The organism is Alkanindiges illinoisensis (assembly GCF_004377485.1).
GTDB classification, from domain to species: Bacteria; Pseudomonadota; Gammaproteobacteria; order Pseudomonadales; family Moraxellaceae; genus Alkanindiges; species Alkanindiges illinoisensis_A.
Genome location: NZ_SNTY01000007.1, coordinates 18,936 through 45,183 on the forward strand (window position 1 = coordinate 18,936; position 26,248 = coordinate 45,183).

A 26,248-nucleotide genomic window follows, 5' to 3' on the forward strand; every position below is an offset into this window, starting at 1 on the left:
TGTTGATTGATCATTAATAAAAAACCTGCCTGATAATAAGTTGTAACTATCAGCAGGTTTTTTATTAGATAGTGATCACTGGCTGTTAGTCACCTGTGGGTGATAAGCCAAAACCTTCCACATTCTCCATTTTTAGCAAGGCATGACTCAAGAGATTCAAGTTTTCTGCCTTCAGAGTACTCACCGTCATCTGGTAGCGAAATGAATCATCCTGATCCGCATGATAGCTCATGGCATTAACACTAAAGCCGTAATTTTTAAGCATAGTGCGCAGCTCAGTTTCATCCAGCACCTGATGCCGTGCAAAGCGTATCCAGTGGTGGGCATAAATCTGTGATGGCATCAATGATTCAATGCGGCGGAAAACTGAAAGGATTCCCACGGTCAGCACAGTTGCAATAATCGCTGGAAAGAAAAAACCAATTCCCATTAAAATTCCAATCGCTGCCGTAATCCAGATTGAAGCAGCCGTGGTCAAACCGCGTACACTCAGCCCCTCCTTGAAAATTACACCCGCTCCCAGAAAACCAATCCCCGTCATGATGCCTTGGGCAGTTCGGGTAGGATCAATACGGATCATATCGTGGGTAATACCGGGCATCCACTGGCTCTGGTATAGTGTCACCAGCATCAACAAACTCGAGGTAAGGCAAACCAGTGTATGGGTACGAAAACCCGCAGGCCGTCCATGAAAACTACGCTCAAGTCCAATAGCAGCGCCCGCCACCAATGCGCTAATCAAGTGCACCAGAATATTAATATATTCACTTTCATTCATTTGATTATGTTGCCTCCTGTCATCTGCTGGTAGCATAAACCACAATGAATTTTTAGTTTGTCTAAGAACTGCATATTATTTTCAACAATGGAGAAAAATCAATCGCAATGCAGTGCTGCCAGAGCTCTATGTTTTTACAAATGGTCATTAAAAATCTGCTTGAGTAAGCTATGATTAAATGTGATAAAATTGCTGCCCCTTTGCAAAGTCAAAGAAATTCAAGGTGACATATTGGGAGTGGAATAATTAAGCATAAATTCAATAATAGCTGGCTTAACTTTAAAAGGATTTAGTGACAGCTTTACTGGTTTTATAAAATCTATCCCTTACATTAAATGTCTTTATACCTATCTCACTTTCTTAACCAAAAGCTGGCGTTTTTTTGCCAGTTCGCCGAAAATACACGCAAAATAGCTCTTTTTCATCACAAGATAATTATAATTTTTTAGATAAATGGTCAAATTTGGCATTGCCAAAATTATTTTTTTTGCGTATCTTGCTGCGAAGTAACGCGAATATTTCATTTTTTGTAGCGAACTGGCAAAGTTGAAAGAAATATTAAGCACAGCCGTGTAAATGTTTCAAACTGCAGTTTAAAAAATTATATTGCTTACTTTTCAATGATATGAGTCACTTGATTGCCCTATCCTGCACAGTGATGTAATACGGTAAACTTGGAGCAGCCTCACAATGCCCTTGACGGATATTCTGGTTTTACATGGACCCAACTTAAACCTACTTGGGCAACGCGAACCAGAAATCTACGGTAGTACTACACTAGCCGATATTAATCAAAAACTTGTACAACAAGCGAATCAGGCTGGCTTTCAACTGGATAGTTTTCAAAGTAACTGGGAAGGCGCTTTGGTTGACCGTATTCAGCAGGCCTATGCGGAACACATCCGTTTTATCATTATTAATCCTGCAGCATTTACCCATACATCGGTTACACTGCGCGATGCCTTGCTCGGCGTGGCAATTCCCTTTATTGAAGTGCATTTATCCAATGTGCATGCCCGCGAAGCATTTCGTCATCATTCTTATTTATCGGATAAAGCTCAGGCTGTTATTTGCGGTTTGGGCGCTGATGGCTATTATTTTGCCTTAAGCCATGTCATTAACCGGCTTGATTCAGCTCAAGCTACAGTGTAGGCAGCTAACCTTGTACCTACCGCCTGTATGATACCAAATACAGGCAACCCATTAAATTTTTATTGCAACACAGTCTGGAACACGCCGCATGGACATCCGAAAAATCAAGAAGCTGATTGATCTTATGATTGAATCAGATTTGCAGGCGCTGGAAGTAAAAGAAGGCGATCAATCCATTTCTCTTACACGTCGTACGCCTGTAATTGCGGCAGCTGCCATGGCAACAATGCCTGAACCTGCTCCTCAGGTTCGTACCCAGCGTGGGGCCATTGAAACATCACCCATGGTAGGTGTGTTTTATGCGGCACCAAATCCTGGTGAGGCGCCTTTTGTAAAGGTTGGCCAAACCGTGCAGGCCGGTGACACGTTAGGCATTATTGAAGCCATGAAAATCATGAATCCAATTGAGGCAACGCATAGCGGTGTGATTGAAGAAATTCTGGTGAAGAATGCTGACGTGGTTCAGTATGGCCAGCCCCTTTTCCGGTTCCGTGCCTGAAATACAGACGCTGTCGCTGCTTTTGCAATGGAATGATCTTGGAATAACCAGTTATGCTACAAAAAATCCTTATCGCCAACCGTGGTGAAATTGCACTGCGTATTACCCGGGCCTGCAAGGCACTTGGGATCAAAACCGTTGGCGTATATTCCGATGCTGATAAGGATTTAATGCATTTGCGCTTTGTGGATGAAGCTGTCTGTATTGGTGCAGGTGCCAGTAGTGAAAGCTACCTGAATATTCCTGCATTAATTAGTGCGGCTGAGGTCACAGGAGCCGATGCCATTCATCCGGGCTACGGCTTTTTGTCCGAAAATGCAGAGTTTGCAGAGCTGGTTGAAAACTCGGGCTTTACTTTCATTGGCCCGCGCCCAGAACACATTCGCCTAATGGGGAACAAAGTTTCTGCCATTTTGGCTATGAAAAAAGCTGGTGTGCCTACTGTTCCAGGTTCTACCCGTGCGGTAACCACACATAATGCCTTGAATGAAGCCAAAAATATTGGTTTCCCCCTAATTGTAAAAGCAGCAGCAGGTGGTGGTGGTCGTGGCATGCGTATTGTTGAACGTGTAGACATGCTGCTGGAATCGGTTCAAGCTGCCCAGCGTGATGCGGAAATGTGGTTTGGTGACGATACGGTCTATATGGAGCGTTTCTTACAAAAGCCGCGTCATGTGGAAGTACAAGTGCTGGGTGATGGCATGGGCCGTGCGATTCACCTGTTTGACCGCGATTGTTCATTACAACGGCGTCACCAGAAAGTCATTGAGGAAGCGCCAGCACCTGACCTGCCGGAACAGGCGCGTGCCGATATTTTGCAAGCCTGCGTGAATGCCTGCGAGCTGATGCAGTATCGCGGTGCAGGCACCTTTGAATTTTTGTTTGAAGATGACCAGTTCTTTTTTATTGAAATGAATACCCGGGTTCAGGTGGAACATCCGGTCACTGAATGCATTACCGGCATTGATATTATTGAACAGCAAATCCGGATTGCAGCCGGGCTTGGGCTGGATATTACTCAGGATGATATCAAGATTTGCGGTCATGCGATTGAATGCCGTATCAATGCCGAAGACCCAAAAACCTTTATGCCTTCACCGGGTACTATCAAGTATTTTCATGCACCCGGGGGTGCTGGTATTCGCTTTGATTCACACATTTATAGCGGCTATAGCATTCCACCCTATTATGACTCCATGATTGGCAAGCTGATTGCCCACGCCAAAGACCGGCCTACTGCCCTGGCCCGCTTGCGTCAGGCACTGGATGAAACCATTATTGATGGCGTAAAAACCAACATTAGCCTGCACCGTAATGTCATTTTGTGTGACGCTGACTTTAACCGGCAGGCAATGGATATTCACTATCTGGAAAAAAATCTGCTCAAACGTCAGGAATACGCCGAAACATCTGCTTCGGCCTGATTCAAATATTAATTATCCAGCTTTTAATTTTAAAAATTTTACCGGCTTAAGTTTTAGGGCAATATGCGGCGTAGTGAAGCAAAGCACTGCGCACCATCCTGTGTGGTGCAGAACTCCATGCTTGACGGCCCAGTCCATTTGACATATTGCTGCTGGTCTTCACCACGCTGGTCTATCGCATTGCCTGAGCAATCTGTTTGCAAGTTATCATATTGAATACGTAATGCCAGTACAGGCGAACCTGGCTCGGCTACAGCAGGCACCTGATAGACATATTTGCCATAGGTCCACTCTGCGCCACTTTTTATAATTACATCGCCTTTTTCCATAAAATTATAGTATTCAATACACTGGGCGCCTGGAATTGTCATTGCCCATAAGCCTGTCACCTGAGGGCGGCTCACAATCACAATCTTGTTGTCCTGTTCGGGTCCTTCCACACTTTCAGATTGTTCTGGCACAGAGGTTGGTGCAGGTTGATTAGGCGAAGGTTGCACAGCCGGGGCTTGTGGTTCCACACTGGAATGTTCATGTAAGGGCGTATTGCTGCTAGCCGTTGCAGCAGTAACCTGTTCGGGCTGGGCAGACTGATCGGCTGCATGGGTGAATGAACAGCTTAAGAACAACCCAAAACCTAACGGTACAACCCATAAAGGTTTTAATAATGACGGCATACCTGTTGCTGATGTGGTTTTAAAAAAACTGGTTTTATGGCCTGATGGCAAGCGCGCCTTGCTGTTCATTTTGATGCTATTCATTAACAATTATCTTCTAAAATCAACTAAAAACCCTGCTTTTGATCGTGCAGGCGTTTTACTTAAAGGTCAAGTGCTGATTGCGTTTTCACAACATATCGGGGAGACAAAAAAAACAGACCCAGCAATACCACCAGTGTAGCCGCATAAAACATGGCACTGCCGCCATAAGCCTGCCAGTAATGCCCTGCAAGCAATGAACCTGATGCAACCCCCAAGCCCCACATGGTGCTATAAAAGGCCTGTGCACGCCCCTGTTGTGCTGGCAGGAAATTATTAAAAATAACCCGCATTGCAATCACGTGAAACAGGCCAAAACTAAAGGCATGCAGGCACTGGGCAATAATCTGGACACTCAAAAACTGCGGAAAACTGGCCACCAGTAGCCAGCGCAACGAAGTAAGAATGAGACATAAAGCAATCAGGTAATTCTGTTTAAAACGCGCCAGCAAATGACGGCTCTGGCTAAACATTACAATTTCAGCCACCACCCCCAATGACCATAACAGACCTGTTGTGCCTGTACTGTAGCCATAATCCTTTAAATAATTGGAATAAAAACTGTAAAACGGTGCATGGGATAAGAGCAGTAAAAATTCAATACTAAAAAAACGCCACACCTGCGGCTGCTTGAGTATCGGAAAAATAGAGCTGAGCTGTTTTTGCGCAGTTGGTGCCTGCTGTGGCTCATGAATCTGCCATGACCATGCCCATGTGAAGGCAGCAATCACCATCAACAGCATGGGCAAATAATGAATGCTGATCAGATCAAATACTTTGCCCAGTATGAAAACAGCGGCAATAAAACCCACAGATCCCCAACGCCGCACCTTGCCATACAGGCTTTCTCGTTGTGTGCCCAGCCAGAATAAGGTAACTGCTTCAAACTGTGCCAGAATCGCATTTTGAAAAAAGCTGAACACAAACATTAAAATAGCCAGATGACCCAAGGTATTGGGCAATAGGAAAATACTTAGCCAGATAATACATTCCATCAGGGTGGCCAGACGCACCCAGCGCATGCGTTTACCCGTGCGATCGGCCAGCCAGCCCCATGCAATTGGTGCAAAAATTCGCGTCAGTACTGTAATGGATGCCAATAGGCCGATTGTGACACGATTAAAGCCCTGATCCTCTAGATACAGGCTCCAGTACGGCATAAATGCGCCAACAACAGCATAATACAAAAAGTAAAAGCCGGAGATTTTATACAGGCCTGAAATTGGGGAGGTCATTATTGCTATCTATTAGAAATGTGATGCAAAAAGTGTAGTAAGGAAGCTCATATTGACGTAATACACTGACTATGGTTAAATCCCCGACAGTTTGAGATGAGCCTCAATGAGCTTGTTATCTATGCTCACGCATGGATTTAGAACAAGCGACTAAAAGCCCGTTCCGCAAGGTTCGGGCTTTTTTATGTCTTTAATACATGAAGCCAGTTTCGGCCCGCAAATTTTTTTAATAACCAATTGCAGCCAAAGGCGCAATCACGTCGGCATTTTGCGCACGATGACGCAGATAATGATCCATCAATACAATGGCCAGCATGGCTTCGGCAATCGGTGTTGCCCGCACGCCTACACATGGATCATGGCGGCCTTTGGTGATGACATCAGTTGCCTCACCTTGTAGATTAATGGTTTTACCGGGTGTGGTAATACTGGCAGTGGGTTTAAGTGCAATAGCCACCCGAATGGTTTGTCCGCTGGAAATGCCTCCTAAAATGCCACCCGAATGATTGGCAGTAAAGCCTTGTGGAGTCAGTTCATCACGCGATTCATGGCCAAACTGGCCCGCCACAGCAAAGCCATCGCCAATTTCCACACCTTTAACGGCATTAATGCTCATCATGGCATGGGCAATATCAGCATCCAGACGGTCAAATACCGGTTCGCCCAAGCCGACTGGTACATGTTCTGCCAGAATTTCAAGCCTAGCGCCACAACTGGTGCCATCACGGCGCAAGCTGGTCACTAATGCTTCAAAGCGTGGCACAGCATCAGCATCACCACAGAAAAACGGGTTATTGGGTACTTCGTTCCAGTCCAGCTTACTGGCAAATTCATTGCCAATCTGGTTGACATGACCACGAATCAGCATACCGAATTTTTCTTTCAGGTATTTTTTGGCAATTGCACCTGCCGCGACCCGCATGGCGGTTTCGCGCGCACTGGAACGGCCGCCTCCGCGATAATCCCGAAAACCGTATTTTTGAGTATAGGTATAATCGGCATGCCCCGGACGGAAGGTCTGCGCAATATTGCCATAATCCTTGGATTTCTGGTCGGTATTGCGAATCAATAAACCAATCGGTGTGCCTGTGGTTTTGCCTTCAAACACACCGGAAATAATTTCAACAATGTCTTCTTCCTTGCGCTGGGTCGCAAAGCTGGATGTGCCGGGTTTGCGGCGATCCAGATCAATTTGCAGATCAGCCTCACTAAGTTCCAGACCCGGTGGCACACCATCCACAATTGCCATCAAACCCGGCCCATGTGATTCACCACATGTGGTTACCCGGAACAATTGACCAATACTATTGCCTGCCATGGTTTATTGCTCCTGTTAACCCTGTAAAGCGTCTTTGAATTCTGCCTGATGCTGGCGGCATTCCTGCGCAGTGAGTGCAAACACACCAGCACCGCCACGATTAAAGTGCAGCCAGTGGAATTTGATTTTTGGGAATGCCTGACGCAATGCCCATTCACTATTGCCCACTTCAATCACCAGTAAGCCATTGTCGGTCAGGTAATCAGCGGCCTGTGCCAAGATATGACGTACCAGATCCAGTCCATCGCGGCCGGCAGCCAATGCCAGCTCAGGCTCATGCAGAAATTCCTGCGGCAGGTCTGCCATATCGGCAGCATCCACATAAGGTGGATTGCTGATAATCAGATCATACTGGCGCTGGGCCGGAATTTTTTCCAGCAAGTTGGATTCAATCAGGGAAACCTGATCTTCCTTGGTGTGATAGTCCACATTAATGGCCGCGACTTCCAGCGCATCACGGGAAATATCCACAGCATCCACTGTGGCATCCGGAAACGCATAGGCCAGTGCAATGGCAATACAGCCAGAACCGGTGCACAAATCCAGCATACGGGTGGGTTCAATCGGATGATCGGTATGCGGCAACTGGTTCACACCGCCCTGTGCATTGGCCAACCCATTGCTAAAGAACGGGTTAAACTGGTTTTCAATCAGCTCGGCAACCGGCGAGCGTGGAATGAGCACACGTTCATCCACATAATACGGCTGTCCGGCAAAATAGGATAAATTCAGCAAATAGCCCAGTGGAATACGCTGGTTAATGCGTTTTTCCAGCACCTCAATAATGCGCTGCTTTTCAGAAGGTAATAGCTTGGCATCCAGAATCTGCTCATCGGCAGACCATTCCATCGACAGGCTTTGCAAGACCATGGCGGCACTTTCAGCAAAAAAATCCTCTGTGCCCTGTCCCAGATGCACTTCATAGCTGCGCAAGGCAGTGACACCAAACCGGATAAAATCACGAATCGTCTGTAAATGCTGCACTGCCTCATTTAATGTTTCTTGTTCGATGGTTAAATTATCCACGCACGCGCCTCAACAACCGCAAAAAAAGAGCGCTATTTTAACCGTTTTTATACCTGTAGCCTATCCTTTTTGCTTTTACGGGTTTTTTTTCGCAAGCTGGTTAAAAGCACGACAGAATGATTTTGAGCAAACTGTAAAATCAGCTATACTTTGCGGCTTTTAAACCAGCCAAACCCTTGCCTGCTTTGAATGATTCAAAAGCATGGCGGCCACAGCCTGTGGTTTAAGCTGATAAACCAGTGTTAGGCATGATTGGTTTAATTAGTTCCGGGTTTTGACAGGCAATGATGGCTGGCAAATGTTTTCAGGTTAGATCAAACCATAAAATGATCTGGCTTTTTTCTGTGTGGTTATTGGTCTGGGAGCTGATTTGTGAGCCGTATGATGACATCCAACGAAATTCGTGAAGCGTTTTTGCGTTATTTTGAAACGCAAGGCCACACGCGTGTTGCGTCCAGTTCCCTGATTCCTGCCAATGACCCGACCCTGCTGTTTACCAATGCCGGCATGAACCAGTTCAAGGACTGCTTTTTAGGGCTGGATAAGCGTCATTATGTGCGGGCTACCTCAAGCCAGAAATGTGTTCGCGCTGGCGGCAAGCATAACGATCTGGATAACGTCGGCTACACGGCACGTCACCATACTTTCTTTGAAATGCTGGGCAATTTTTCCTTTGGCGATTATTTCAAACAGGACGCCATTCGTTTTGCATGGGAATTTTTAACCAGCGCCGAGTGGTTAGCTTTACCAACTGATCGTCTCTATGTCACGGTTTATGCCACGGATGACGAAGCCTTTGATATCTGGAACAAGGATATTGGCCTAAGTGCTGATCGAATCATTCGTATTGGTGACAATAAAGGCGCACCTTATGCCTCGGATAACTTCTGGGCCATGGGTGACACTGGGCCATGTGGGCCATGTACTGAAATTTTCTATGATCATGGCGCTGACATTGCAGGGGGCTTGCCGGGCACGCCTGAAGAAGACGGTGACCGCTTTATTGAAATCTGGAACAACGTGTTTATGCAGTTTAACCGCACGGCTGATGGCGTTTTGCATCCATTACCTGCGCCAAGCGTGGATACTGGTATGGGTCTGGAGCGTATTAGCGCGGTGATGCAGCATGTGCATTCCAATTATGAAATTGACCTGTTCCAGCATCTGATTAAATCTGCGGCACAAATTATTGGTATTGAAAATCAGAACCAGCCTTCGCTACGTGTATTGGCTGACCATGCCCGCTCCTGCTCGTTTTTAATTGCGGATGGTGTAATTCCCAGCAATGAAGGTCGTGGTTATGTCCTGCGCCGGATTATTCGCCGTGCGGTACGTCATGGCAACAAGCTGGGTGCAACAGGTAGCTTTTTCCACAAGATGGTACAACCTTTGATTGATGTGATGGGTGAAGCCTATCCTGAACTGGTTAATCGCCGTGAAGTGGTTGAAGCCACACTATTGAAAGAAGAAGAACAGTTTGCCCGCACACTGGAACAAGGTCTGCGTTTGCTGGAAACTGAACTGGCACAGCTACAGGGTAATACGATTGCGGGTAGCATGGTATTTAAGTTGTACGACACCTATGGCTTTCCGGTTGACCTGACGGCTGACATTGCCCGCGAGCGTAACCTGCAAATTGATGAAGCGGGTTTTGAAGCTGAAATGGCTCAACAACGCCAGCGCGCGCGTGATGCCGGCAAGTTCAATATTGATTACAACAGTATCGTTAAAGTTGATCAGGAATCAGTTTTCCATGGCTATGCTGGGACTGATGCTCAAGGCAATATCATTGCGCTATATAAAGATGGGCAAGCCGTTGATTCATTATCTGAAGGTGATGAAGGCCTGATTGTGCTGGATCAAACCCCGTTTTATGCCGAAAGCGGTGGTCAGGTTGGCGATACCGGCTTACTGACGGGCGAAAATGGTATTTTTGAAGTTCAGGATACCAAAAAATCAGGCTCAGCCATTGTGCATCAAGGCTTGGTGACCATGGGTAGCGTGAGCGTGTCCCAAGCGGTACAGGCAACCGTCAAGGCTGATATGCGCGCCGCAACTGCACGCAATCACTCGGCCACTCACCTGCTGCATGCTGCACTGCGTCAGGTACTGGGCACCCATGTGAGCCAGAAGGGTTCGCTGGTATCTGCATCCGTATTGCGTTTTGACTTTGCCAATGACCAGCCGGTAAGCTTTGCTCAATTACAGGAAATCGAGCGTCTGGTGAATGCCGAGGTGATTGCCAATACGCCAGTATCTACTGAAGAACTGGATATTGAATCCGCCAAAAACAAAGGCGCAATGATGCTGTTTGGTGAAAAATACGGTGACAAGGTGCGCGTGCTCAGTATGGGTAGCCAGAAAGATGACCGCCACTTTTCAATTGAGCTGTGTGGTGGCATTCACGTGAACCGCACCGGTGATATTGGCCTGTTTAAGATTATTTCTGAGGGTGGTATTGCCGCAGGTATTCGCCGGATTGAAGCCGTTACCGGTACTGCGGCACTGGCTGTGGTACAGCAGGCTGACCAGCAACTGGCACAAATCAGCAGCTTGATTAAGGCCCAGCGTGATCAGGTCTTTAGCCGTGTTGAAGCCATGGCCGAAAACAGCCGTTTACTTGAAAAACAGATTGAACGCCTAAACCAGAAACTGGCCAGCAGCCAAAGTGCCGAGCTGGTTGAACAAGCACAAGAAATTGCAGGGATCAAAACCCTGATTGCTGAGCTGGACAATATGGATGGCAAAACCCTGCGCAACCTGCTTGATAGCGTGAAATCACGCCTGTCTGATGGGGTGATTGTGCTGGCTGCCACCGATGGTGCTGGCAAAGTGAGCTTACTGGCGTCTGTCGCTAAAGAGTACACAGCGAAAGTAAAAGCAGGCGACATTATCAAGCACCTGACTGAACAACTGGGTGGTAAAGGTGGTGGCAAGCCTGATCTGGCGCAAGGCGGCGCGCCCATTGCACCCAACTATGCTGACGTTATGGGTAGCTTGCCGGACTGGCTGGCTACGCAATATACCCGTTGATTCCTTAGGGTTGGCAGTGATAACACCTGCCCAACCGTATTATTGATGAGCACCCATGTCTGGCAAAGCAATGACCCAGGCATGCGAATTTAAAAACAGATGGAATAATTATGGCTTTGATCGTACAAAAATATGGGGGTACCTCAATGGGTACACCCGAGCGCATTTTAAATGTAGCGCGTCGGGTAAAACGCTGGCATGATCACGGTCATCGTGTGGTGGTGGTGGTTTCTGCCATGAGCGGTGAAACCAACCGTCTGCTGGGTCTGGCAAAATCCATTTGTGATAATCCTGATCCGCGTGAGCTGGACCAGATGGTATCAACGGGTGAGCAAGTCACCATCGCGATGCTGGCTATGGCTTTAAGATCCATTGATGTGGATGCGTGCTCCTACACTGGGCGTCAGGTTGGCATTCTGACTGACAGCTCGTTTAACAAGGCACGTATTCAAAGCATTGATGCAGATTTAATGCATAAAGATTTAAACTCCGGCAAAGTACTGGTCGTTGCCGGTTTTCAGGGTGTTGATCCTGAAGGCCATACCACCACATTGGGCCGTGGCGGTTCTGATACCACAGGCGTTGCATTGGCAGCGGCATTAAAAGCTGACGAATGCCAGATTTATACCGATGTGGATGGTGTTTATACCACTGATCCACGCGTTGCGCCCAAAGCCAAAAAACTCGATCGCATTACCTTTGAGGAAATGCTGGAAATGGCCAGTCTGGGTTCAAAAGTCTTGCAAATCCGTTCTGTTGAATTTGCAGGCAAATATCAGGTGCCTTTGCGTGTACTGTCCAGTTTTGACAATGATACTGATGGCGCCTTTGACGAAGACTTTAAAAATAATGTTGGTACTTTAATCACCACCGAATCGGAACATACAATGGAACAGCCTATTATCTCTGGTATTGCCTTCAACCGTGACGAAGCAAAATTAACCATTCGCGGTGTACCTGATCAGCCGGGCGTTGCATCACGTATCCTGTCACCGATTGGTGATGCCAATATTGAAATTGACATGATTGTGCAAAACATTGCTGCTGATGGCACGACTGATTTCACGTTTACCGTTAATCGTACTGACTTCAAAAAGGCGTTAAACCTGCTAGAAACCATTGGCAAGGACATTGGTGCGGGTCAGGTCATTGGCGATGACAGCATTGTTAAAGTGTCCATTGTGGGTGTTGGCATGCGTTCTCATGCTGGTGTGGCCAGCAAGATGTTTACTGCTCTGGCCAAAGATGGCATTAATATCCAGATGATTTCGACCTCTGAGATCAAAATCTCTGTTGTGGTTGATGAAAAATATCTGGAGCTGGCGGTACGCAGCCTGCACACTGCCTTTGATCTTGATCGTGCCACTGGCGAAAGCAGTGCCCGTGCCTGAACCTGATTAGATCAGCGAATAAGCACAGAATATTTGCATAAAAGCATGCAGCAAAAGCAACTGTTTCATGTTAAATTGATCACAGTTGCTTGCAACGGCTGCAAAGTCATTCCATGTAAGATAAACGGAATACAACAGCCATTGTTTGTTTTACAAAAAAATGTAGATAGTGCTATTCGGAAAAATAACTTTAAGCGATACTGATTATATAAATCAGGTAGCTGGAAAGGTTGATACAAGGAGAAGAGAATGCTTATTCTGACCCGCCGCGTCGGGGAAACCCTGATGATTGGGGATGAAGTTAGCGTCACAGTGTTGGGCGTTAAAGGTAATCAGGTGCGTATTGGTGTTAATGCACCCAAAGAAGTGTCGGTACATCGCGAAGAGATTTACCAGCGTATTCAGCATGAGCGTGCCATGCATGAACATTTGCAGCATCTGGAACAGGATTACCAACCATCATTTGATGATGATAACTATAATCGCTAGGTGTTGATTCCAGTGATTAATCCTGATGTAAGCGTTTAGGTTTATATGCAGGTGTCTTATAAGCGGCTTAGGCCGCTTTTATTTTGTGCTCTGCCTGATTATAAATTCAAGCATCAGTGAAGCAGAATAATCAGTTTTAATGATAAAATACATTAATTTTTACACTTAGTTCTACTTTATAAAAAACAAAGCGCAACAAATTATTTCATTAAAAGTCCAATAAAAACAGTTGCATATTTATAATTTTCTTTAAAAATCTCTTTAAAATTTTCCCGGCAATAAAACTGCTAAAAAGCTTGGCTATTTTTCATGCTATACGATTGGCTCATGCATGATGGATTATGTCGCCCAGTCTCTATGACTGGGCACAATATGTTGTTAATACAATGTTAGCAATGATTATAGGTAAGGCTTGCACTAAGCAAACCTTAATGTTTTGTCGAAAATGGAGAGAAGGAATAAATGATGACAAGCAAACACTCCCACCAGCATCGGCGTGATGCCATTATTGGTATTGATCCGCTGTTAAATGCTTATTTTATGACTCTGGTTGAAAATGGCGAAGAAGTTGGCGATCCGCTACTATTTACCTTTCATGGTGAAGACGATAGTCCGTCTGCACAGGCGCAGGTAAAACGTATTGAATACTTCAAGGAGCTATGGCTGCATGAGACCCGAAGCTTTGATGATATGGCGCGTTTGTATGGCTCAGCACCAGCAGAACCGCAAGTGTAAATTGTTCACACACCCTATAGCCTGTTTTTTAAAAGCAGGCTATTTTTAGAATAAAGCTGCTTTCAATTAAACAGAAGTAGCTTCACAATATTTCTTTACTGGCCCATAGCTTCTACGATGCTCGGGCAAAATCCCATGTAATGCAATGGCTTCCAGATGTGCTTTAGTAGGGTAGCCTTTATGCTTTGCCAAACCATATTGCGGATACTGGCGGTCTAGCTCTTGTAATTGTCGGTCACGTGTGACCTTAGCCAGAATACTGGCAGCGCCAATATTTTGCTCCAAAGCATCCCCACCAACAATTGCCCGACAGGAAATACCCGTATCAGGGCATCTATTGCCATCAATAAGTGCAGTACTCGGCGTTATTCTTAATCCCTCAATGGCACGCTTCATGGCCAGCATGGTGGCCTGCAAAATATTGAACTGGTCAATTTCTTCATGGGTTGCTTCTGCAATACACCAGGCCAGCGCATGTTGCTGGATTTGTGCAAACAATAGCTCACGCTTTTTTTCCGACAGCTTTTTAGAGTCATTAAGCCCGGCAATGGGCTGCTCAGGATTTAAAATGACTGCTGCCGTGACCACAGAACCAATTAAAGGCCCACGTCCTGCTTCATCAACACCGGCAACCAGCACGGAAGAATCTGGCAGGATTAGATTAGGGTTGATTTCAGAACGTGCCAGAATACGCGATGAATGATGATCCAGATTGGCCAGCAGCGGCATAATGATTCCTTAATAAGTTTCTTAAATACTGGCTAGTATGTTATGCCATCAATTTAAGCATATTATAAAACCAGTTCCATCTTGATCGCATTGGGAACTTCTATACCTGACCTTTTGCCTGAGAATTTTTTAGGCTGGCCTGCCCTTAACCCCATGCGTTCATATAAAGCCTGCGCACGTGGATTAGTGTGCGCTACATCCAGTGAAAAAATCTGGTAATGCTGCTGGCGAGCCCCGGCTATTTTATATTCCAGCATCGCTTTGCCAATGCCTTTGCCCTGTAAATCAGGTTCCACGCCAAAATTTGACAGGTAAAGCTCGCTCTTTTTAGGCTGCTGCATCACACTTTCAATATGGCGCAGGCGTAAAAGTATAGGCCATATATTGAGTGGACCATAAAAACGAATCATGTTTTTTAAGGTACCCAGTGTTAGCCTGGAATACACCTTGCCATCAAAAAAACAGCCTGTGGCAACGATCTTATTATCTACTAACGCTACAGTGACATTACGATAGCCACAAAAACCCTGCCCGGATTCAAACTCAAACTGAATAAAATCCTGTGCCCGGTGCTTTGCTGTTTTATAAATAAAATCATAAAGCTCAGGGCCAGCGCTATACATGAGTTCGGCACCATTGCCCTGCATTTGGGGAGTTGCTGTAGTAATCTTCATTTTGTTCTCAATTTTATTATTGCAAATTATTGAATAAAATCAGTCTTTAAAGCCTGATTACTGGTGATAGTTTTTCTATAGACTGTTTTATCATGTTTTATTTAATACGCCTAGTATTGCCAGCGCCGGATTAACAGCTTGTTGCCCTTGCAGTTGCTGATGAATAGCAACCAATGCGTCCTGCTGGGTTTTGCCTTGCGGCGTTTGTAATAACGCCTTGGCAGCCTGATAGACCTTGTCCGGCGTCGCATCGTACTGGATCAGCTCTGGCACCACTTCACGATTAGCCAGAATATTTGGCAATGATTTATACGGAATCCTGACCATAAAGCTGGCAATCAAATAAGTAAGCCAGTGCAGTTTGTATACCACCACCATAGGCCGGCCAAATAGCAGGCATTCCAGTGTGGCCGTTCCTGATGCCAGTAGCACCAGATCGCTGGCCGCCATCACATCACGTCCGATTTTACTGTTGCTTTCCTGCGCATGAATCACCTGTACAGCCTGGCTAAAGGATGCAGGATAACTGGCCAGAATCTGCTGGATTTGCTCAAAACGCGCCTGATTAATGGCAGGCACCAAAAACCTGAGTGCTGGCTTGCTTTGCAAGAGCTTAAAAGCGCCATCAAACAACACCGGAGCAAGTCGCGATACTTCACCAGAACGGCTTCCCGGTAGAATACCAACTATAGTTTGCGCTGGATCAAGCCCTAATTGTTGCCTGGCCGGTGCAAGATCATGTTGCACGGGAATTTCCTGTGCCAGTGGATGACCAACAAATACCGCTGGAACCTGATGCTTTAAATAAAAATCCACCTCAAACGGAAACAGGCACAGCACCAGATCAACCGCCGCACGAATACCATGCACACGTCCCTGCCGCCACGCCCATACCGATGGACTGACATACTGTACAGTTTTAATGCCTAATGGCTTGAGCTGACTGGACAAACGCAGGTTAAAATCAGGGGCATCAATCCCTACAAAAATATCCACCGGACTGTCTTTCCAGCGCGCCACCAGATCATCCCGAATAGCAAACAGCTCCTTTAACCTCCCCATGACTTCCACCAGCCCCATAACAGCGAGCCGTTCCATGGGATAGATACTGTGAAAACCCTCTGCAATCATTTGTGGGCCGCCAATCCCTTCAAAGGTTGCATCGATTTCCTGTGCTTTAAAAGCTCTAATCAATGCCACACCTAATGTATCGCCAGATACCTCACCCACCACAATACCAATACGTAAAGGCTTGCCAGACAATTGATGCTGCATGGCCTGCTCTCCCGTTGAAGTCATGGTTTTCTGATCTTGGCTATTGTATGGATTGGAAATAATATGGGGCGTGGTCACTTAGTACGACTAACCTGAACCTGTAATGGCGGCAGTGTAGCATTAATTATTTGTTTTTTTAAAAGTCCGGGGATTTTAAAAGTCCAAGGTTTTTAAAATTCTAGTGATGAAAAAGCTATCCAGCCCTTGGATACACAATATGGCTGAACAGCAAGTATAGAACCATTAGAAATTTAGAAAGATACAAAAATAGCTATCAATCCAGCGCAATAGCTTTGAACTTTGCTACTGTTTTACTGCTTAACGACGGTCATTACGCCAGTCGTCATGGTTATCATAGTCGTCATCATGATCATGCCTACGATCCCAGCGCGACCTGTCGCCATCACCGTTGCGATTCCAGTTGCGATCCGAATTTCTACGATCATCATTGCGATCATTGTTCCAGCCTTTTTTATCCCAGCCATCATGACGGTGATAACCGTTAGAATGATTATCAATGGGTGTAACAGCACAGCCACCCAGTGTTAATACCAGAATGCCGGTTGCTGTCGCAATGAGATAGCGCTGCATTGGATTTTGCATGGCGTTTTCCTCAAAAAAAATATTATGCGCTTAGTGTGGCAGATTTATTGGCTGGTTCTTGAAGGCTTGGTTGGCATTTGTTCCTATTCAAGCTGCGATTCAGTAATTTTTAGTTAGCTTTTTAATAGCACTCTAGCAGAAAAGTTTAATAAAACTTGCCATAAAAAAAGCGCCCTGACGGACGCTGATTTAAGATAAATAAGGATTCTATTAACTGACTTTTTTCACAATAATTGAGCCAATCGAATAACCGGCACCAAAAGAACAAATCACCCCTAAATCACCATCCTGCAAGTCTTTGGAATGCTTGTGAAAGGCAATAATAGAACCGGCTGAACTGGTGTTGGCATATTCATCCAGAATAATCGGCGCACGTTCACGTTCGGCATCCTTGCCCAGCATCATCTTTAAAATAAACTGGTTCATGTTTTCATTGGCCTGATGCAACCAGTAGCGTTTTACATCTTCAACGGTTAAACCCAGCTTGCCCAGATGTTCAGTGATGGTTTTGGCAACCAGTGGTGAAACTTCGCGGTACACCTTTTGGCCATTTTGCACAAACAGCTTGTCTGGTTTCCCAACACCGGACTCATCACCACGATTCAAGAAGCCAAAATTGTTGCGGATATTATTGGAAAACTGGGTGAGTAACTGTGTGCCCAATACCTCAAAACCGGGTTTGTTCTCAGTTTCTTCAACCACAATGGCAGTGGCTACATCACCAAAAATAAAGTGGCTACTGTAATCAGTCCAGTTTAAATGGCCAGAAGTAATTTCAGCATTTACCACCAGAACGCGCTTGGCAGAACCCGCTTTAATCGCATCAACCGCCTGTTGCAAACCAAAAGTGGCCGCACTACAAGCCACATTCATATCAAAGGCATAACCACGGGTCATTCCCAGCGCTGCCTGAATTTCAATGGCAACAGCCGGATAGGCACGCTGCATATTTGAACATGCCAGAATAACGGCATCAATGTCATCGGGGGTTAAACCGGCATTGGCAATCGCCTCACGTGCTGCTGCCGTGCCCATTTCTGCCTGAATTGACCATTCTTCATTGGAACGCTCTGGAATAATGGGAGCCATGCGCTTGGGGTCAAGTACCCCTTCTTTATTCACCACATAGCGTGATTTGATGCCAGATACTTTTTCAATAAAGGGCGCAGATGAACCACGCTTGGCTGTTAGAGTACCCGCCTCAATGGCCGCCGCATTTTCCTGATTGTAGTGTTCAACATGCGCATTCAGGCTAGTCACCAGTTCTTCATTGCTGATTGAATCTGGTGGGGTGTACAGCCCGGTTCCTGTAATACGAATGCTCATGAATCACTCCTGTCATTTATTATGGTGCTGCTTACATTGCATCCCATAGTAAATGAATATTTCAAATTTGGCTTTAAAAAATTAGCCTAAAATTATTAGCCTAAAATCAATGCTGGAAAGCAGCGATAGTGTCTACCCATCGCTTGCGCTTGTCCAGTAGCGAAAAGGCTAAGGTACCGACTTCTTTGAGCCCGAATTTAACCTGTAATGTCCAGCCATGCTTTTTCCAGCCGTTTTACCGATACCGGGACTTTAGTTTTCATCGGCTGGGCAAACAAGGACACCCGCCACTCTTCCATTAGCCAGCGGAACTCCTGAAATGCACTGCTTTCCATGGCTTTATGTGCGTCATACTTGAGCAGGCGCTCCATATAGGGATCAATTTGTGCAACCGCTTCGGTATCACGCTTCAGGTTATTGGGCAAGCGTTCCAGACGTATATTCAGGGCCTTTAAATAGCGCGGATATTCCTGCCAGGCTTGTACATCGACCTGATACACAAAATTTGCCAGTTGCAGTCCATCCAGCTGGTCTTCAATATCATCCAGATTACGACCAAAAATATCAGCATCAATGGTCAGCATCTGGCGGCGGATGGTTTGCCACAAGGTAAAAATTTCAGTGAGGTTTGTCAGCACCTTTTGCCCCTGAGTTAAAAACTGCGCCTTAGCAGCACTAAGTTTATGCAAAAAGGTGCCCTGATCAAGCGCCAGCCCTTCAAAAGACACGTCCAGCGTGGCATAAATCAGCATGTCTTCCAGCTGGGTTTTATCGCCCAAAGGTGCAAACGCCAGAATTAACGATTTGGGCAACTGCTTTTTGAGTTGTCGGCTCAAATCACCCAACTGCAAACTGGCCAGACGCAGCAAACCCTGCCGATGATGCCGTTTGGCCTCGTTTTCATCATTATAGGTATGAATCACGACGCCTTGCTGGTTTTGCTTTTTAGGATCATCAGTTTGCTTTGAGTTGGCGCTTACCGGAACCAGTGCATGATATTGATTGACCAGCAAACCCGTCACTTTCTTCTGGGTTTGAAACTCGAAGCTGGCTGGAAACTCCAGTAACTCACCTTGCTGTTGCTTGACCGGTTGATGAGTGGCAACACGACACCTTGCCTGTAATTCCTCAAGGTCACGTCCCTGTGCAATGACACGTTTTTTGTCATCAATGACCTGAATCATTGGGCGCAAATAATTGGGCACGCTATTGAGATCAAAATCCTTGGCCTGAATTTGCTCACCGCGTAGCAAAAAGGCCAATTGCTCCATCAGGCTGTTGCCTTTTTGTGGATCAAGCTGGGTAAGCAGTTTTTTGGCCGTATCAGGAATAGGCACAAACAAACGACGCTTGTCTTTTGGCAGTGATTTTAACAAAGCTTCCACCAAAGGTTGCCGCCAGCCGGGCACGCTCCATGACAATGCATTGCCATCGACTTGCGGTAAAGCCTGAATAGGAATGCTAACCGTTGCGCCATCGTCTTCACGGCTGGGGTCAAATACATAACGGGTTGCCAGACGTAAAGCGCCAACTTGCCAGTAATCCGGAAATTGCTGAGTGGTCGGTGCTGAATCAAGGAGGACATCCTCTTCAGTTAAAAACAGGATACGTGAATTCTTGGCTTCAACTTCGGCGCGCCAGTCCTCAAAGGCACGACGGCTGGCAATATGCGAAGGCACCCGACCTGCATAAAACTGGTACAGGGTTTCCTCATCCACCAGCAAATCACGGCGGCGCAACTTATCCTCAATACGTTCGACTTCTTCAATTTTTTGCAGGTTGTGCTTTAAAAATGGCGGCGCTATGCCCAGCTCACCAGTCACCAATGCATCACGCAAGAAAATTTCATGCGCTTCTATGAGATTTACTTTTTCATACTGTACTGGCTGCTTGGGCTGAACAATCAAGCCAAACAGGGAAATTTGCGCATAAGCATTTACGGTGCCGGATTTCTTTGACCAGTGTGGTTCAAAATAGTGATACTTGAGCAAATCACGGGCGGCCAGCAAAATCCATTCCGGCTCAATCTTGGCCAGTGTGCGCAAATACACCTGTGACGTTTCCACCATTTCAAACGCCATTAGCCATGCAGCGCCCTGCTTATGCAAGGTACTGGCCGGAAAAATCCGCGCTTTTTGCTGACGCACAGCCTGATAAATATTTTTTTCATCGGTTTTTTGCGCAATAAAGGACAATAGGCCGGTGAGCAATGCTTTATGCAGGTTTTCATAGCTGGCGGGCTGATCCTTACCATTTGGACGGTCAAAAGACAATTTAAGTTGCTCGGCCAGCTCCACCAATTGTTGATGCGTTTGCCGCCACTCACGCAAGCGTAACCAGCTTAAAAAATGCTGTTTGGCAAAGCTGCGTCTCTGATTTTCCGTTAATTGGCCTTTTTGCGCTGCAATGGTGTTCCAAAGCTTGATATAAAACAGGAAATCAGAATCCGGCTCTTTAAACAAGGCATGTTTCTGGTCAGCCTGTGTTTGTTTGTCGGCTGGCCGCTCGCGCGGATCTTGCACTGCCAGCGCACTCACCACAATCAGGGCTTCATTCAATACTCCAAAATGCGCACCACCCAGAATCATACGAGCCAGCCGCGGGTCAATCGGCATTTTTGCCATCATTTGACCAATTTTGGTGAGCTTACTGCCCTGTTTTTTCTCATTACCTTTTTCAGATAGCGCGCCCAGTTCAACCAGCAGCTTTTTACCATCATTGACCAAGCGATGATCAGGTGGCTCAATAAAATTAAAGTTGTCCAGATCACCCAGACCTAGACTTTCCATTTGTAAAATTACCGATGCCAGATTGGTGCGCTTGATTTCCGGTTCTGTAAATTCTGGGCGGCCTAAAAAATCCTCTTCACTATAAAGGCGAATACAAACACCGGGCGCAATACGGCCACAGCGTCCTTTACGCTGATTGGCAGCGGCCTGACTAATGGCTTCAATCGGTAAACGTTGCACGCGCGAGCGATACGAATAGCGTGAAATCCGGGCAAAACCGCTATCAATCACATAACGGATATTTGGAACAGTCAGTGCCGTTTCTGCCACGTTGGTGGCAATAATAATGCGACGACCTTTACCGGATGGATTAAAAATCTTTTGTTGTTCGCTTAATGCCAGACGTGCATACAGTGGCAAAATTTCGGTGTGTTTGGGGCCAAACTTATACAAGATTTCCTGTAGGTCACGGATTTCCTGCTCGGTACTGGCAAACACCAGAATATCAGCATGCTCTGGATGGCCTTTATTAATCGCATCCTGATAGCATTCTTCTACAGCGGCTACTACAGCACGCGGTAGATTTTCTTCCACATCATCAAAGGCATCATCTTCACTGCCCGCCACTGCAAGCTCAGATACTGGACGATAACGCACTTCTACCGGATAACTACGCCCTTCCACTTCAAATATGGGGGCGCCTTGACCAGAAGCATTAGCGAAATACTGGCTAAAGCGGTTTACGTCTAATGTAGCGGAAGTGACAATAACCTTTAAATCAGGGCGCTTGGGCAAAATCTGGCGAATATAGCCCAGCAAGAAATCAATGTTTAACGAGCGTTCATGCGCTTCATCAATAATAATGGTGTCATATTTATTTAAGAAACGGTCATTGCCGAGTTCGGCCAGCAAAATCCCGTCAGTCATCAGGCGAATGAAGGCGTTGTTATCACCGGTTTCATTAAAACGGACCTTAAAGCCCACGGATTTGCCCAGTGGCTCACCCAGCTCCTCGGCAATACGCTGTGACACACTACGGGCCGCCAGACGACGTGGCTGGGTATGGCCAATAATTCCGGTTAAACCACGACCCGCCAGCATGGCAATTTTCGGTAATTGTGTGGTTTTACCAGAGCCGGTTTCACCTGCCACAATGATGACCTGATGATCTTTAATAGCCTGAATTAGCCGTTCAGCATTTTGCGAAACCGGCAGGTCTTCATTGAGCTTAATATCCGGCAAGCGTTCAACACGTGCCTGCACTGCTTGTTGGGATTTTTCAAAAAGTTGCTGATAATCCTGCTCATCCTTAAATTTGCCCTGCTTTAGGCGTGACAATTTATAGCGGTCACGCGCCATGACAAGGTGATCAGGTTGCCCAAATTGTTCAGCTACAGACATAATTTTTCCTAAAACAGCAGTTTCATTCGTGCCGCAAACCAGAGTCTGGGTATTGTAGCGATTGCACTAATTTAATGCCTAGAATTTATTTCGACCTAAAATAACAAATGCTTAAACCGAGTTTTACAAACTTCCCAAGCTATTATCTTAATGCATGGAATTATGAGTATTTGGAGAATATATATATGATCTACTTACCAAATTTCAATTCATTTACTTATTAATTAAAATGTAAAATCTATATTAATTATTAGCATCAATAAATTCTGTTAATGCCTCGCTAATTTTCTCAATCACATCCTGTTTTTTCATCATACCTGTATAGTAAAACTCAGCTTCATCTGTAAGCCAGCTTAGTAACTCATATAAAGCTGTATCTTCAGAAAGTAGATCTAAAATTAAATATGCACTTTGAATCAATAAATCAAAAGTTAACTGTGCTGTCTTAAAGCATTGGGTTATATCAGGAATCAATGCCAATAATTCATCATATTGAATAGGAAAATTAATGATATCTAAATCGCTTTCGTAATGAGGATATTCTCCAAATGATAAATCAAGAAGCCAACTTGGTGGTGTTGAAATATAATTCAATCTCTCATCCACCTTAACAATTAACTCTTCTTTAGAGAGTAAACCGACACTTTCCTGAATTAATAAAGAACGTATTTCAGCTTTTAATGCCATTAGAAGTCGCTGCCTTTCTTAAATAAACATCAGCGCCAGCCGCACGTCGTTATAGCCCATTTCATTATTCAAGGCATCCACTAACGACCTTAGCCGAATACTGCCATCTTCATTAAAGCTTTCCGGCAGATTTTGTTTTTTTACCTGTTTCACAGCACGGCTCACGGCCTGCAACACTTCTTTTTGTGGCTTAATCCGCTCAAAATTCAGTTCACCAACATTTTCTGTTTCTGTAACGTTCGTTTCTTTGCTATTGGATTTACTGCCGCCGGATTTAGTGTTGGCCTGCTCATATAACTTGGCCAGGTGATTAATCACCGTGGCAATGGTTAGACTACGCGCCAAGGCAATTTCTTCAATATCCAGACCTTTTTCATACAGTTCGCGGGTTTGCTCCAGCGTGCTGGCCGAAATACCTGTTCCAGCCTTTTGCTTCAGTCGTTTTTCATAACGGGCAATGTCCTTAGGATTGGTCGTACCGCCGCATTTTTTAATAAAATCGTCGTGCACCAGCGTGGTATCGCGATCCTGCCAGATGCTTTCTGCCTCGGCCGATAACTGCTGAAAACGCTGGTCCGCTTTCATCGCCAGACTGTCCAGTTCCAGCGCCTTTTGATTAAAGCCCAGTAAACGCAAGCCTTCCAGTGATTTTAGCCGTGATAAGGCCACATAGCCTTGCCCTTTTTCAAAAGTCTGGCTCAAGTCAATTTCGGCAGCTTCCAATGTCATGCCCTGGCTTTTATGCACGGTAATCGCCCATGCATGTCGCAATGGAATTTGCTTGAAGCTGGCAATCGCCTTACCTTGTTCATTATTAATCGACCACTCGGCAGGCGACACCACCATCTTTGTGCCATCACGCAGTTTGACTTCAGGCAGTTCGCCAAATTCATCATCTTTACTAAAACCAATCACCTCACCCAGACTGCCATTAATATAACCTTCTTCAAAGTTATTCTTCACAAACATGACTTTGGCGCCTTTTTTAAGCATTAAGTCTTGTGGCGCGCGCACTGAACTGGTCAGAGTCATCACCAGTTTTTCATTGCCATCAGTTTGCGCGTGAAAATGATGTGCCTTGCCTTTTAGCCCATCCAGATGCTGTTCATTAATTTGGTCGACATCCACGTTATGGGTGAACAAGCGAGTAATATCACTGTCTAATGCCTGCTGCTGCGTACTTTGCAAGGTTTTAATACTGTGCTGGCTAATCTGTCCCAGACGGATTTCATTTAAAATAATATTAAGCTGATTATCCTGCTGGCGGTGCTGCTCGCTTAAATAGCAAATACTAAACCCTGCTTCCAGCCATGCTGCGGACATGAAGGCAAACTTTTCACGATTGCTTTCACCGGATTTACCCACAGGCGGTAACTGAAAAAAGTCACCTGCAACAATAACCTGCATGCCGCCAAATGGCTCATCGGTATCCTTGATATATTTTAAAACCTGATTGACCAGATCCAGTTGTCGCGCATGCAGCATTGAAATTTCATCAATAATTAGTACCTGTGCCTTTTCAATATGGTCGCGCAGATATTTACGGTCTTTTAAATTTTTTAAATCATGATCCGTCAGCACATCCTTGATGCCAATGCCCGACCAGGTGTGAATGGTCATGCCATTCATGTGGGTAGCGGCAATTCCTGTGGAAGCCGTGACAGCAACAGGCACTTTGCGGGCTTTTAAATATTCAATGTACTGATTAAGCGTGTAGGTTTTGCCTGCCCCGGCAGAACCCGTCAGGAATACATTTTTGCCGGATTTTAAAATATTAAGTGCGGTGGATTGCTTCATAAAAAAATGTGCTGCATGGAAAGATTTGCTGCATGAAATAGACGTTGTAACGTCAAGAAGAAAGTATTTTCAGGTTTGATATTTTAGCAGCTTTTTTCCTGTGCTGCCTTTTTAAAGCATTTGATGGCAAGAAAACGCGACAAGGACTGGCGCGTTTTGGTTGCCTAGAATTTAAGCCATACTCTCAACTTAACTCTCATTAGATAGCGCAGCAATATAAAACCTTGCAAAGAAGGCGGACACTACGTAATTCCGAAAGGTCTCTTTATGGCAGAGTCTTAAAGGAGTACTTTAAGTCTGCTTTATCCTTACCACTCAAGCGTAGCTCTCGTCTTACGGCGCGGCATGAGAAACAAAATAAGGATGGCTTTTTTTTGTTCCGCAAGGTTAATCGTTGCTACTTCGCGCAGAAAATCACAGATTTTCTCTTACACTTAGAAATCATTCTTTCATTTACATCTCGGGCGTAGCCCTCGAACTTACAGCGCGGCAACGATTCTCAATCGTTGCTACTTCGCGCTTCAGGAATTAGGACATCGATGCCTTTTTCCTTATACAACTGCTGGATTTGCTTTAAATCCTGCTCCAGATTTGTCGGCACAATACGGGCAAAAATTCCACCATGCTTGGTGGCTGGATTGGCATACATCAGCACAATGGGGACATTTGCTTTTTTGGCAATATGCCAGAATCCAGTCCGAATGGGTTTGCGGCTTTCACCATTTTTTGCACGGGTAGCTTCAGGCGCAATAACCAGCGTAAATTGGTCGCGGTTGGCAAACTCCTGTGCCATCTGGCTGACAATATCCTTGGAGGCCTGACGATCGACAGGAATGCCCCCCAGTGCTTCCAATACAGGCTTTAACGGACCTTTAAATAGCTCTTTCTTGATGAGTGTATGCACTTTTAGGCCCACAATCTGAAACAAGGCCAGCGATAAAATTGCATCGCGGTTTGAGGTATGCTCAAAGCCAATGACGACCTGCTTATCAGACAGCACTGACACATCATTCTGATATGTCCAGCCATAGAGTTTAAACGTTGCTTTGCCAAGTTGTTTGAGCATGGGATTTACGACACCTAACATCAGATGAACCAAAAAAGATTAAAGCAGAAAAGCCAGAACCAGAAATCAGTCCAGAAAAATCAAAAAATAACGCCGCCCAAAACCAGTTTGAGCGACGGCAATTTA

At 45.6% G+C, this 26,248-nt stretch carries 21 protein-coding genes; 7 read left to right on the top strand and 14 right to left on the bottom strand.

Annotation, left to right across the window (positions count from 1 at the left end):
• Window positions 1–85 precede the first annotated feature (85 nt).
• Window positions 86–778, bottom strand: a complete 693-nt coding sequence (locus E2B99_RS01440) for an MgtC/SapB family protein (RefSeq protein ID WP_134243226.1) — start codon at window positions 776–778, stop codon at window positions 86–88.
• 690 nt (window positions 779–1,468) lie between these two features.
• Between E2B99_RS01440 and aroQ the strand changes: the two genes are divergently transcribed.
• The 3 genes from aroQ to accC all read left to right on the top strand — a co-directional run bounded on the left by aroQ (window position 1,469) and on the right by accC (window position 3,853).
• Window positions 1,469–1,930 (top strand): type II 3-dehydroquinate dehydratase, encoded by a 462-nt coding sequence (gene aroQ / locus E2B99_RS01445; RefSeq protein WP_134243227.1) that lies wholly within the window; start codon window positions 1,469–1,471, stop codon window positions 1,928–1,930.
• 88 nt (window positions 1,931–2,018) lie between these two features.
• Window positions 2,019–2,429 carry an acetyl-CoA carboxylase biotin carboxyl carrier protein gene (locus E2B99_RS01450; protein ID WP_134243228.1) on the top strand — a complete coding sequence of 137 codons (411 nt, stop codon included), beginning with the start codon at window positions 2,019–2,021 and terminating at the stop codon, window positions 2,427–2,429.
• Window positions 2,430–2,482: 53 nt separating this feature from the next.
• On the top strand, window positions 2,483–3,853 hold the full coding sequence (gene accC / locus E2B99_RS01455; protein ID WP_134243229.1) for an acetyl-CoA carboxylase biotin carboxylase subunit: 1,371 nt from the start codon (window positions 2,483–2,485) through the stop codon (window positions 3,851–3,853).
• A gap of 53 nt (window positions 3,854–3,906) precedes the next feature.
• On the opposite strand, the gene E2B99_RS01460 is transcribed toward accC, so the two are convergent.
• From E2B99_RS01460 to prmB, 4 genes are all read right to left on the bottom strand, one after another.
• Window positions 3,907–4,611: a hypothetical protein gene (locus tag E2B99_RS01460; RefSeq protein WP_134243230.1), complete on the bottom strand. Its 705-nt coding sequence runs from the start codon at window positions 4,609–4,611 to the stop codon at window positions 3,907–3,909.
• A gap of 59 nt (window positions 4,612–4,670) precedes the next feature.
• Complete coding sequence (locus E2B99_RS01465; RefSeq protein ID WP_134243231.1) at window positions 4,671–5,843, bottom strand: MFS transporter; 1,173 nt, start codon at window positions 5,841–5,843, stop codon at window positions 4,671–4,673.
• Window positions 5,844–6,069: 226 nt separating this feature from the next.
• The gene (aroC, locus tag E2B99_RS01470) at window positions 6,070–7,161 is read right to left on the bottom strand and encodes a chorismate synthase (RefSeq protein ID WP_134243232.1); all 1,092 of its coding nucleotides are present in this window, start codon (window positions 7,159–7,161) and stop codon (window positions 6,070–6,072) included.
• 15 nt (window positions 7,162–7,176) lie between these two features.
• On the bottom strand, window positions 7,177–8,187 hold the full coding sequence (gene prmB / locus E2B99_RS01475) for a 50S ribosomal protein L3 N(5)-glutamine methyltransferase (RefSeq protein ID WP_134243233.1): 1,011 nt from the start codon (window positions 8,185–8,187) through the stop codon (window positions 7,177–7,179).
• Window positions 8,188–8,571: 384 nt separating this feature from the next.
• Between prmB and alaS the strand changes: the two genes are divergently transcribed.
• From alaS to E2B99_RS01495, 4 genes are all read left to right on the top strand, one after another.
• Window positions 8,572–11,220 (top strand): alanine--tRNA ligase, encoded by a 2,649-nt coding sequence (alaS, locus tag E2B99_RS01480; RefSeq protein ID WP_134243274.1) that lies wholly within the window; start codon window positions 8,572–8,574, stop codon window positions 11,218–11,220.
• Window positions 11,221–11,330: 110 nt separating this feature from the next.
• On the top strand, window positions 11,331–12,611 hold the full coding sequence (locus E2B99_RS01485; RefSeq protein ID WP_134243234.1) for an aspartate kinase: 1,281 nt from the start codon (window positions 11,331–11,333) through the stop codon (window positions 12,609–12,611).
• 249 nt (window positions 12,612–12,860) lie between these two features.
• Window positions 12,861–13,100, top strand: coding sequence for a carbon storage regulator CsrA (gene csrA / locus E2B99_RS01490; RefSeq protein WP_026470470.1), 240 nt, complete (start codon window positions 12,861–12,863; stop codon window positions 13,098–13,100).
• Window positions 13,101–13,562: 462 nt separating this feature from the next.
• Window positions 13,563–13,835, top strand: coding sequence for a hypothetical protein (locus E2B99_RS01495; RefSeq protein ID WP_134243235.1), 273 nt, complete (start codon window positions 13,563–13,565; stop codon window positions 13,833–13,835).
• 66 nt (window positions 13,836–13,901) lie between these two features.
• Here E2B99_RS01495 and rnhB read toward each other — a convergent pair whose 3' ends face one another.
• From rnhB to E2B99_RS01540, 9 genes are all read right to left on the bottom strand, one after another.
• Window positions 13,902–14,474 carry a ribonuclease HII gene (gene rnhB, locus E2B99_RS01500; RefSeq protein WP_134243275.1) on the bottom strand — a complete coding sequence of 191 codons (573 nt, stop codon included), beginning with the start codon at window positions 14,472–14,474 and terminating at the stop codon, window positions 13,902–13,904.
• Window positions 14,475–14,626: 152 nt separating this feature from the next.
• The gene (locus tag E2B99_RS01505) at window positions 14,627–15,238 is read right to left on the bottom strand and encodes a GNAT family N-acetyltransferase (protein WP_134243236.1); all 612 of its coding nucleotides are present in this window, start codon (window positions 15,236–15,238) and stop codon (window positions 14,627–14,629) included.
• Window positions 15,239–15,328: 90 nt separating this feature from the next.
• A complete protein-coding gene (gene lpxB / locus E2B99_RS01510; protein WP_134243276.1) occupies window positions 15,329–16,501 on the bottom strand; it encodes a lipid-A-disaccharide synthase in 1,173 nt (390 codons plus the stop codon).
• 330 nt (window positions 16,502–16,831) lie between these two features.
• Window positions 16,832–17,116, bottom strand: a complete 285-nt coding sequence (locus tag E2B99_RS01515; protein WP_134243237.1) for a hypothetical protein — start codon at window positions 17,114–17,116, stop codon at window positions 16,832–16,834.
• 210 nt (window positions 17,117–17,326) lie between these two features.
• Entirely contained in the window at window positions 17,327–18,442 is a 1,116-nt protein-coding gene (locus E2B99_RS01520) for a beta-ketoacyl-ACP synthase III (RefSeq protein ID WP_134243238.1), read from the bottom strand.
• A 197-nt stretch (window positions 18,443–18,639) separates the two neighbouring features.
• Window positions 18,640–22,572 (bottom strand): ATP-dependent RNA helicase HrpA, encoded by a 3,933-nt coding sequence (gene hrpA / locus E2B99_RS01525; protein ID WP_205669621.1) that lies wholly within the window; start codon window positions 22,570–22,572, stop codon window positions 18,640–18,642.
• A 243-nt stretch (window positions 22,573–22,815) separates the two neighbouring features.
• Window positions 22,816–23,259, bottom strand: a complete 444-nt coding sequence (locus E2B99_RS01530; RefSeq protein ID WP_134243239.1) for a hypothetical protein — start codon at window positions 23,257–23,259, stop codon at window positions 22,816–22,818.
• An 18-nt stretch (window positions 23,260–23,277) separates the two neighbouring features.
• Entirely contained in the window at window positions 23,278–25,056 is a 1,779-nt protein-coding gene (locus E2B99_RS01535; protein WP_134243240.1) for an AAA family ATPase, read from the bottom strand.
• Window positions 25,057–25,555: 499 nt separating this feature from the next.
• Window positions 25,556–26,122 (bottom strand): 1-acyl-sn-glycerol-3-phosphate acyltransferase, encoded by a 567-nt coding sequence (locus tag E2B99_RS01540; protein WP_134243278.1) that lies wholly within the window; start codon window positions 26,120–26,122, stop codon window positions 25,556–25,558.
• Between the last annotated feature and the right edge of the window lie 126 nt (window positions 26,123–26,248).

Excerpts from the sequence above, each read along its gene's own strand:
- E2B99_RS01440 (WP_134243226.1), bottom strand. The coding sequence starts at position 778 with ATGAATGAAAGTGAATATATTAATATTCTGGTGCACTTGATTAGCGCA.
- aroQ (WP_134243227.1), top strand. The coding sequence starts at position 1,469 with ATGCCCTTGACGGATATTCTGGTTTTACATGGACCCAACTTAAACCTA.
- E2B99_RS01450 (WP_134243228.1), top strand. The coding sequence starts at position 2,019 with ATGGACATCCGAAAAATCAAGAAGCTGATTGATCTTATGATTGAATCA.
- accC (WP_134243229.1), top strand. The coding sequence starts at position 2,483 with ATGCTACAAAAAATCCTTATCGCCAACCGTGGTGAAATTGCACTGCGT.
- E2B99_RS01460 (WP_134243230.1), bottom strand. The coding sequence starts at position 4,611 with ATGAATAGCATCAAAATGAACAGCAAGGCGCGCTTGCCATCAGGCCAT.
- E2B99_RS01465 (WP_134243231.1), bottom strand. The coding sequence starts at position 5,843 with ATGACCTCCCCAATTTCAGGCCTGTATAAAATCTCCGGCTTTTACTTT.
- aroC (WP_134243232.1), bottom strand. The coding sequence starts at position 7,161 with ATGGCAGGCAATAGTATTGGTCAATTGTTCCGGGTAACCACATGTGGT.
- alaS (WP_134243274.1), top strand. The coding sequence starts at position 8,572 with ATGACATCCAACGAAATTCGTGAAGCGTTTTTGCGTTATTTTGAAACG.
- E2B99_RS01485 (WP_134243234.1), top strand. The coding sequence starts at position 11,331 with ATGGCTTTGATCGTACAAAAATATGGGGGTACCTCAATGGGTACACCC.
- csrA (WP_026470470.1), top strand. The coding sequence starts at position 12,861 with ATGCTTATTCTGACCCGCCGCGTCGGGGAAACCCTGATGATTGGGGAT.
- E2B99_RS01495 (WP_134243235.1), top strand. The coding sequence starts at position 13,563 with ATGATGACAAGCAAACACTCCCACCAGCATCGGCGTGATGCCATTATT.
- E2B99_RS01505 (WP_134243236.1), bottom strand. The coding sequence starts at position 15,238 with ATGAAGATTACTACAGCAACTCCCCAAATGCAGGGCAATGGTGCCGAA.
- E2B99_RS01515 (WP_134243237.1), bottom strand. The coding sequence starts at position 17,116 with ATGCAAAATCCAATGCAGCGCTATCTCATTGCGACAGCAACCGGCATT.
- E2B99_RS01520 (WP_134243238.1), bottom strand. The coding sequence starts at position 18,442 with ATGAGCATTCGTATTACAGGAACCGGGCTGTACACCCCACCAGATTCA.
- hrpA (WP_205669621.1), bottom strand. The coding sequence starts at position 22,572 with ATGTCTGTAGCTGAACAATTTGGGCAACCTGATCACCTTGTCATGGCG.
- E2B99_RS01530 (WP_134243239.1), bottom strand. The coding sequence starts at position 23,259 with ATGGCATTAAAAGCTGAAATACGTTCTTTATTAATTCAGGAAAGTGTC.
- E2B99_RS01535 (WP_134243240.1), bottom strand. The coding sequence starts at position 25,056 with ATGAAGCAATCCACCGCACTTAATATTTTAAAATCCGGCAAAAATGTA.
- E2B99_RS01540 (WP_134243278.1), bottom strand. The coding sequence starts at position 26,122 with ATGCTCAAACAACTTGGCAAAGCAACGTTTAAACTCTATGGCTGGACA.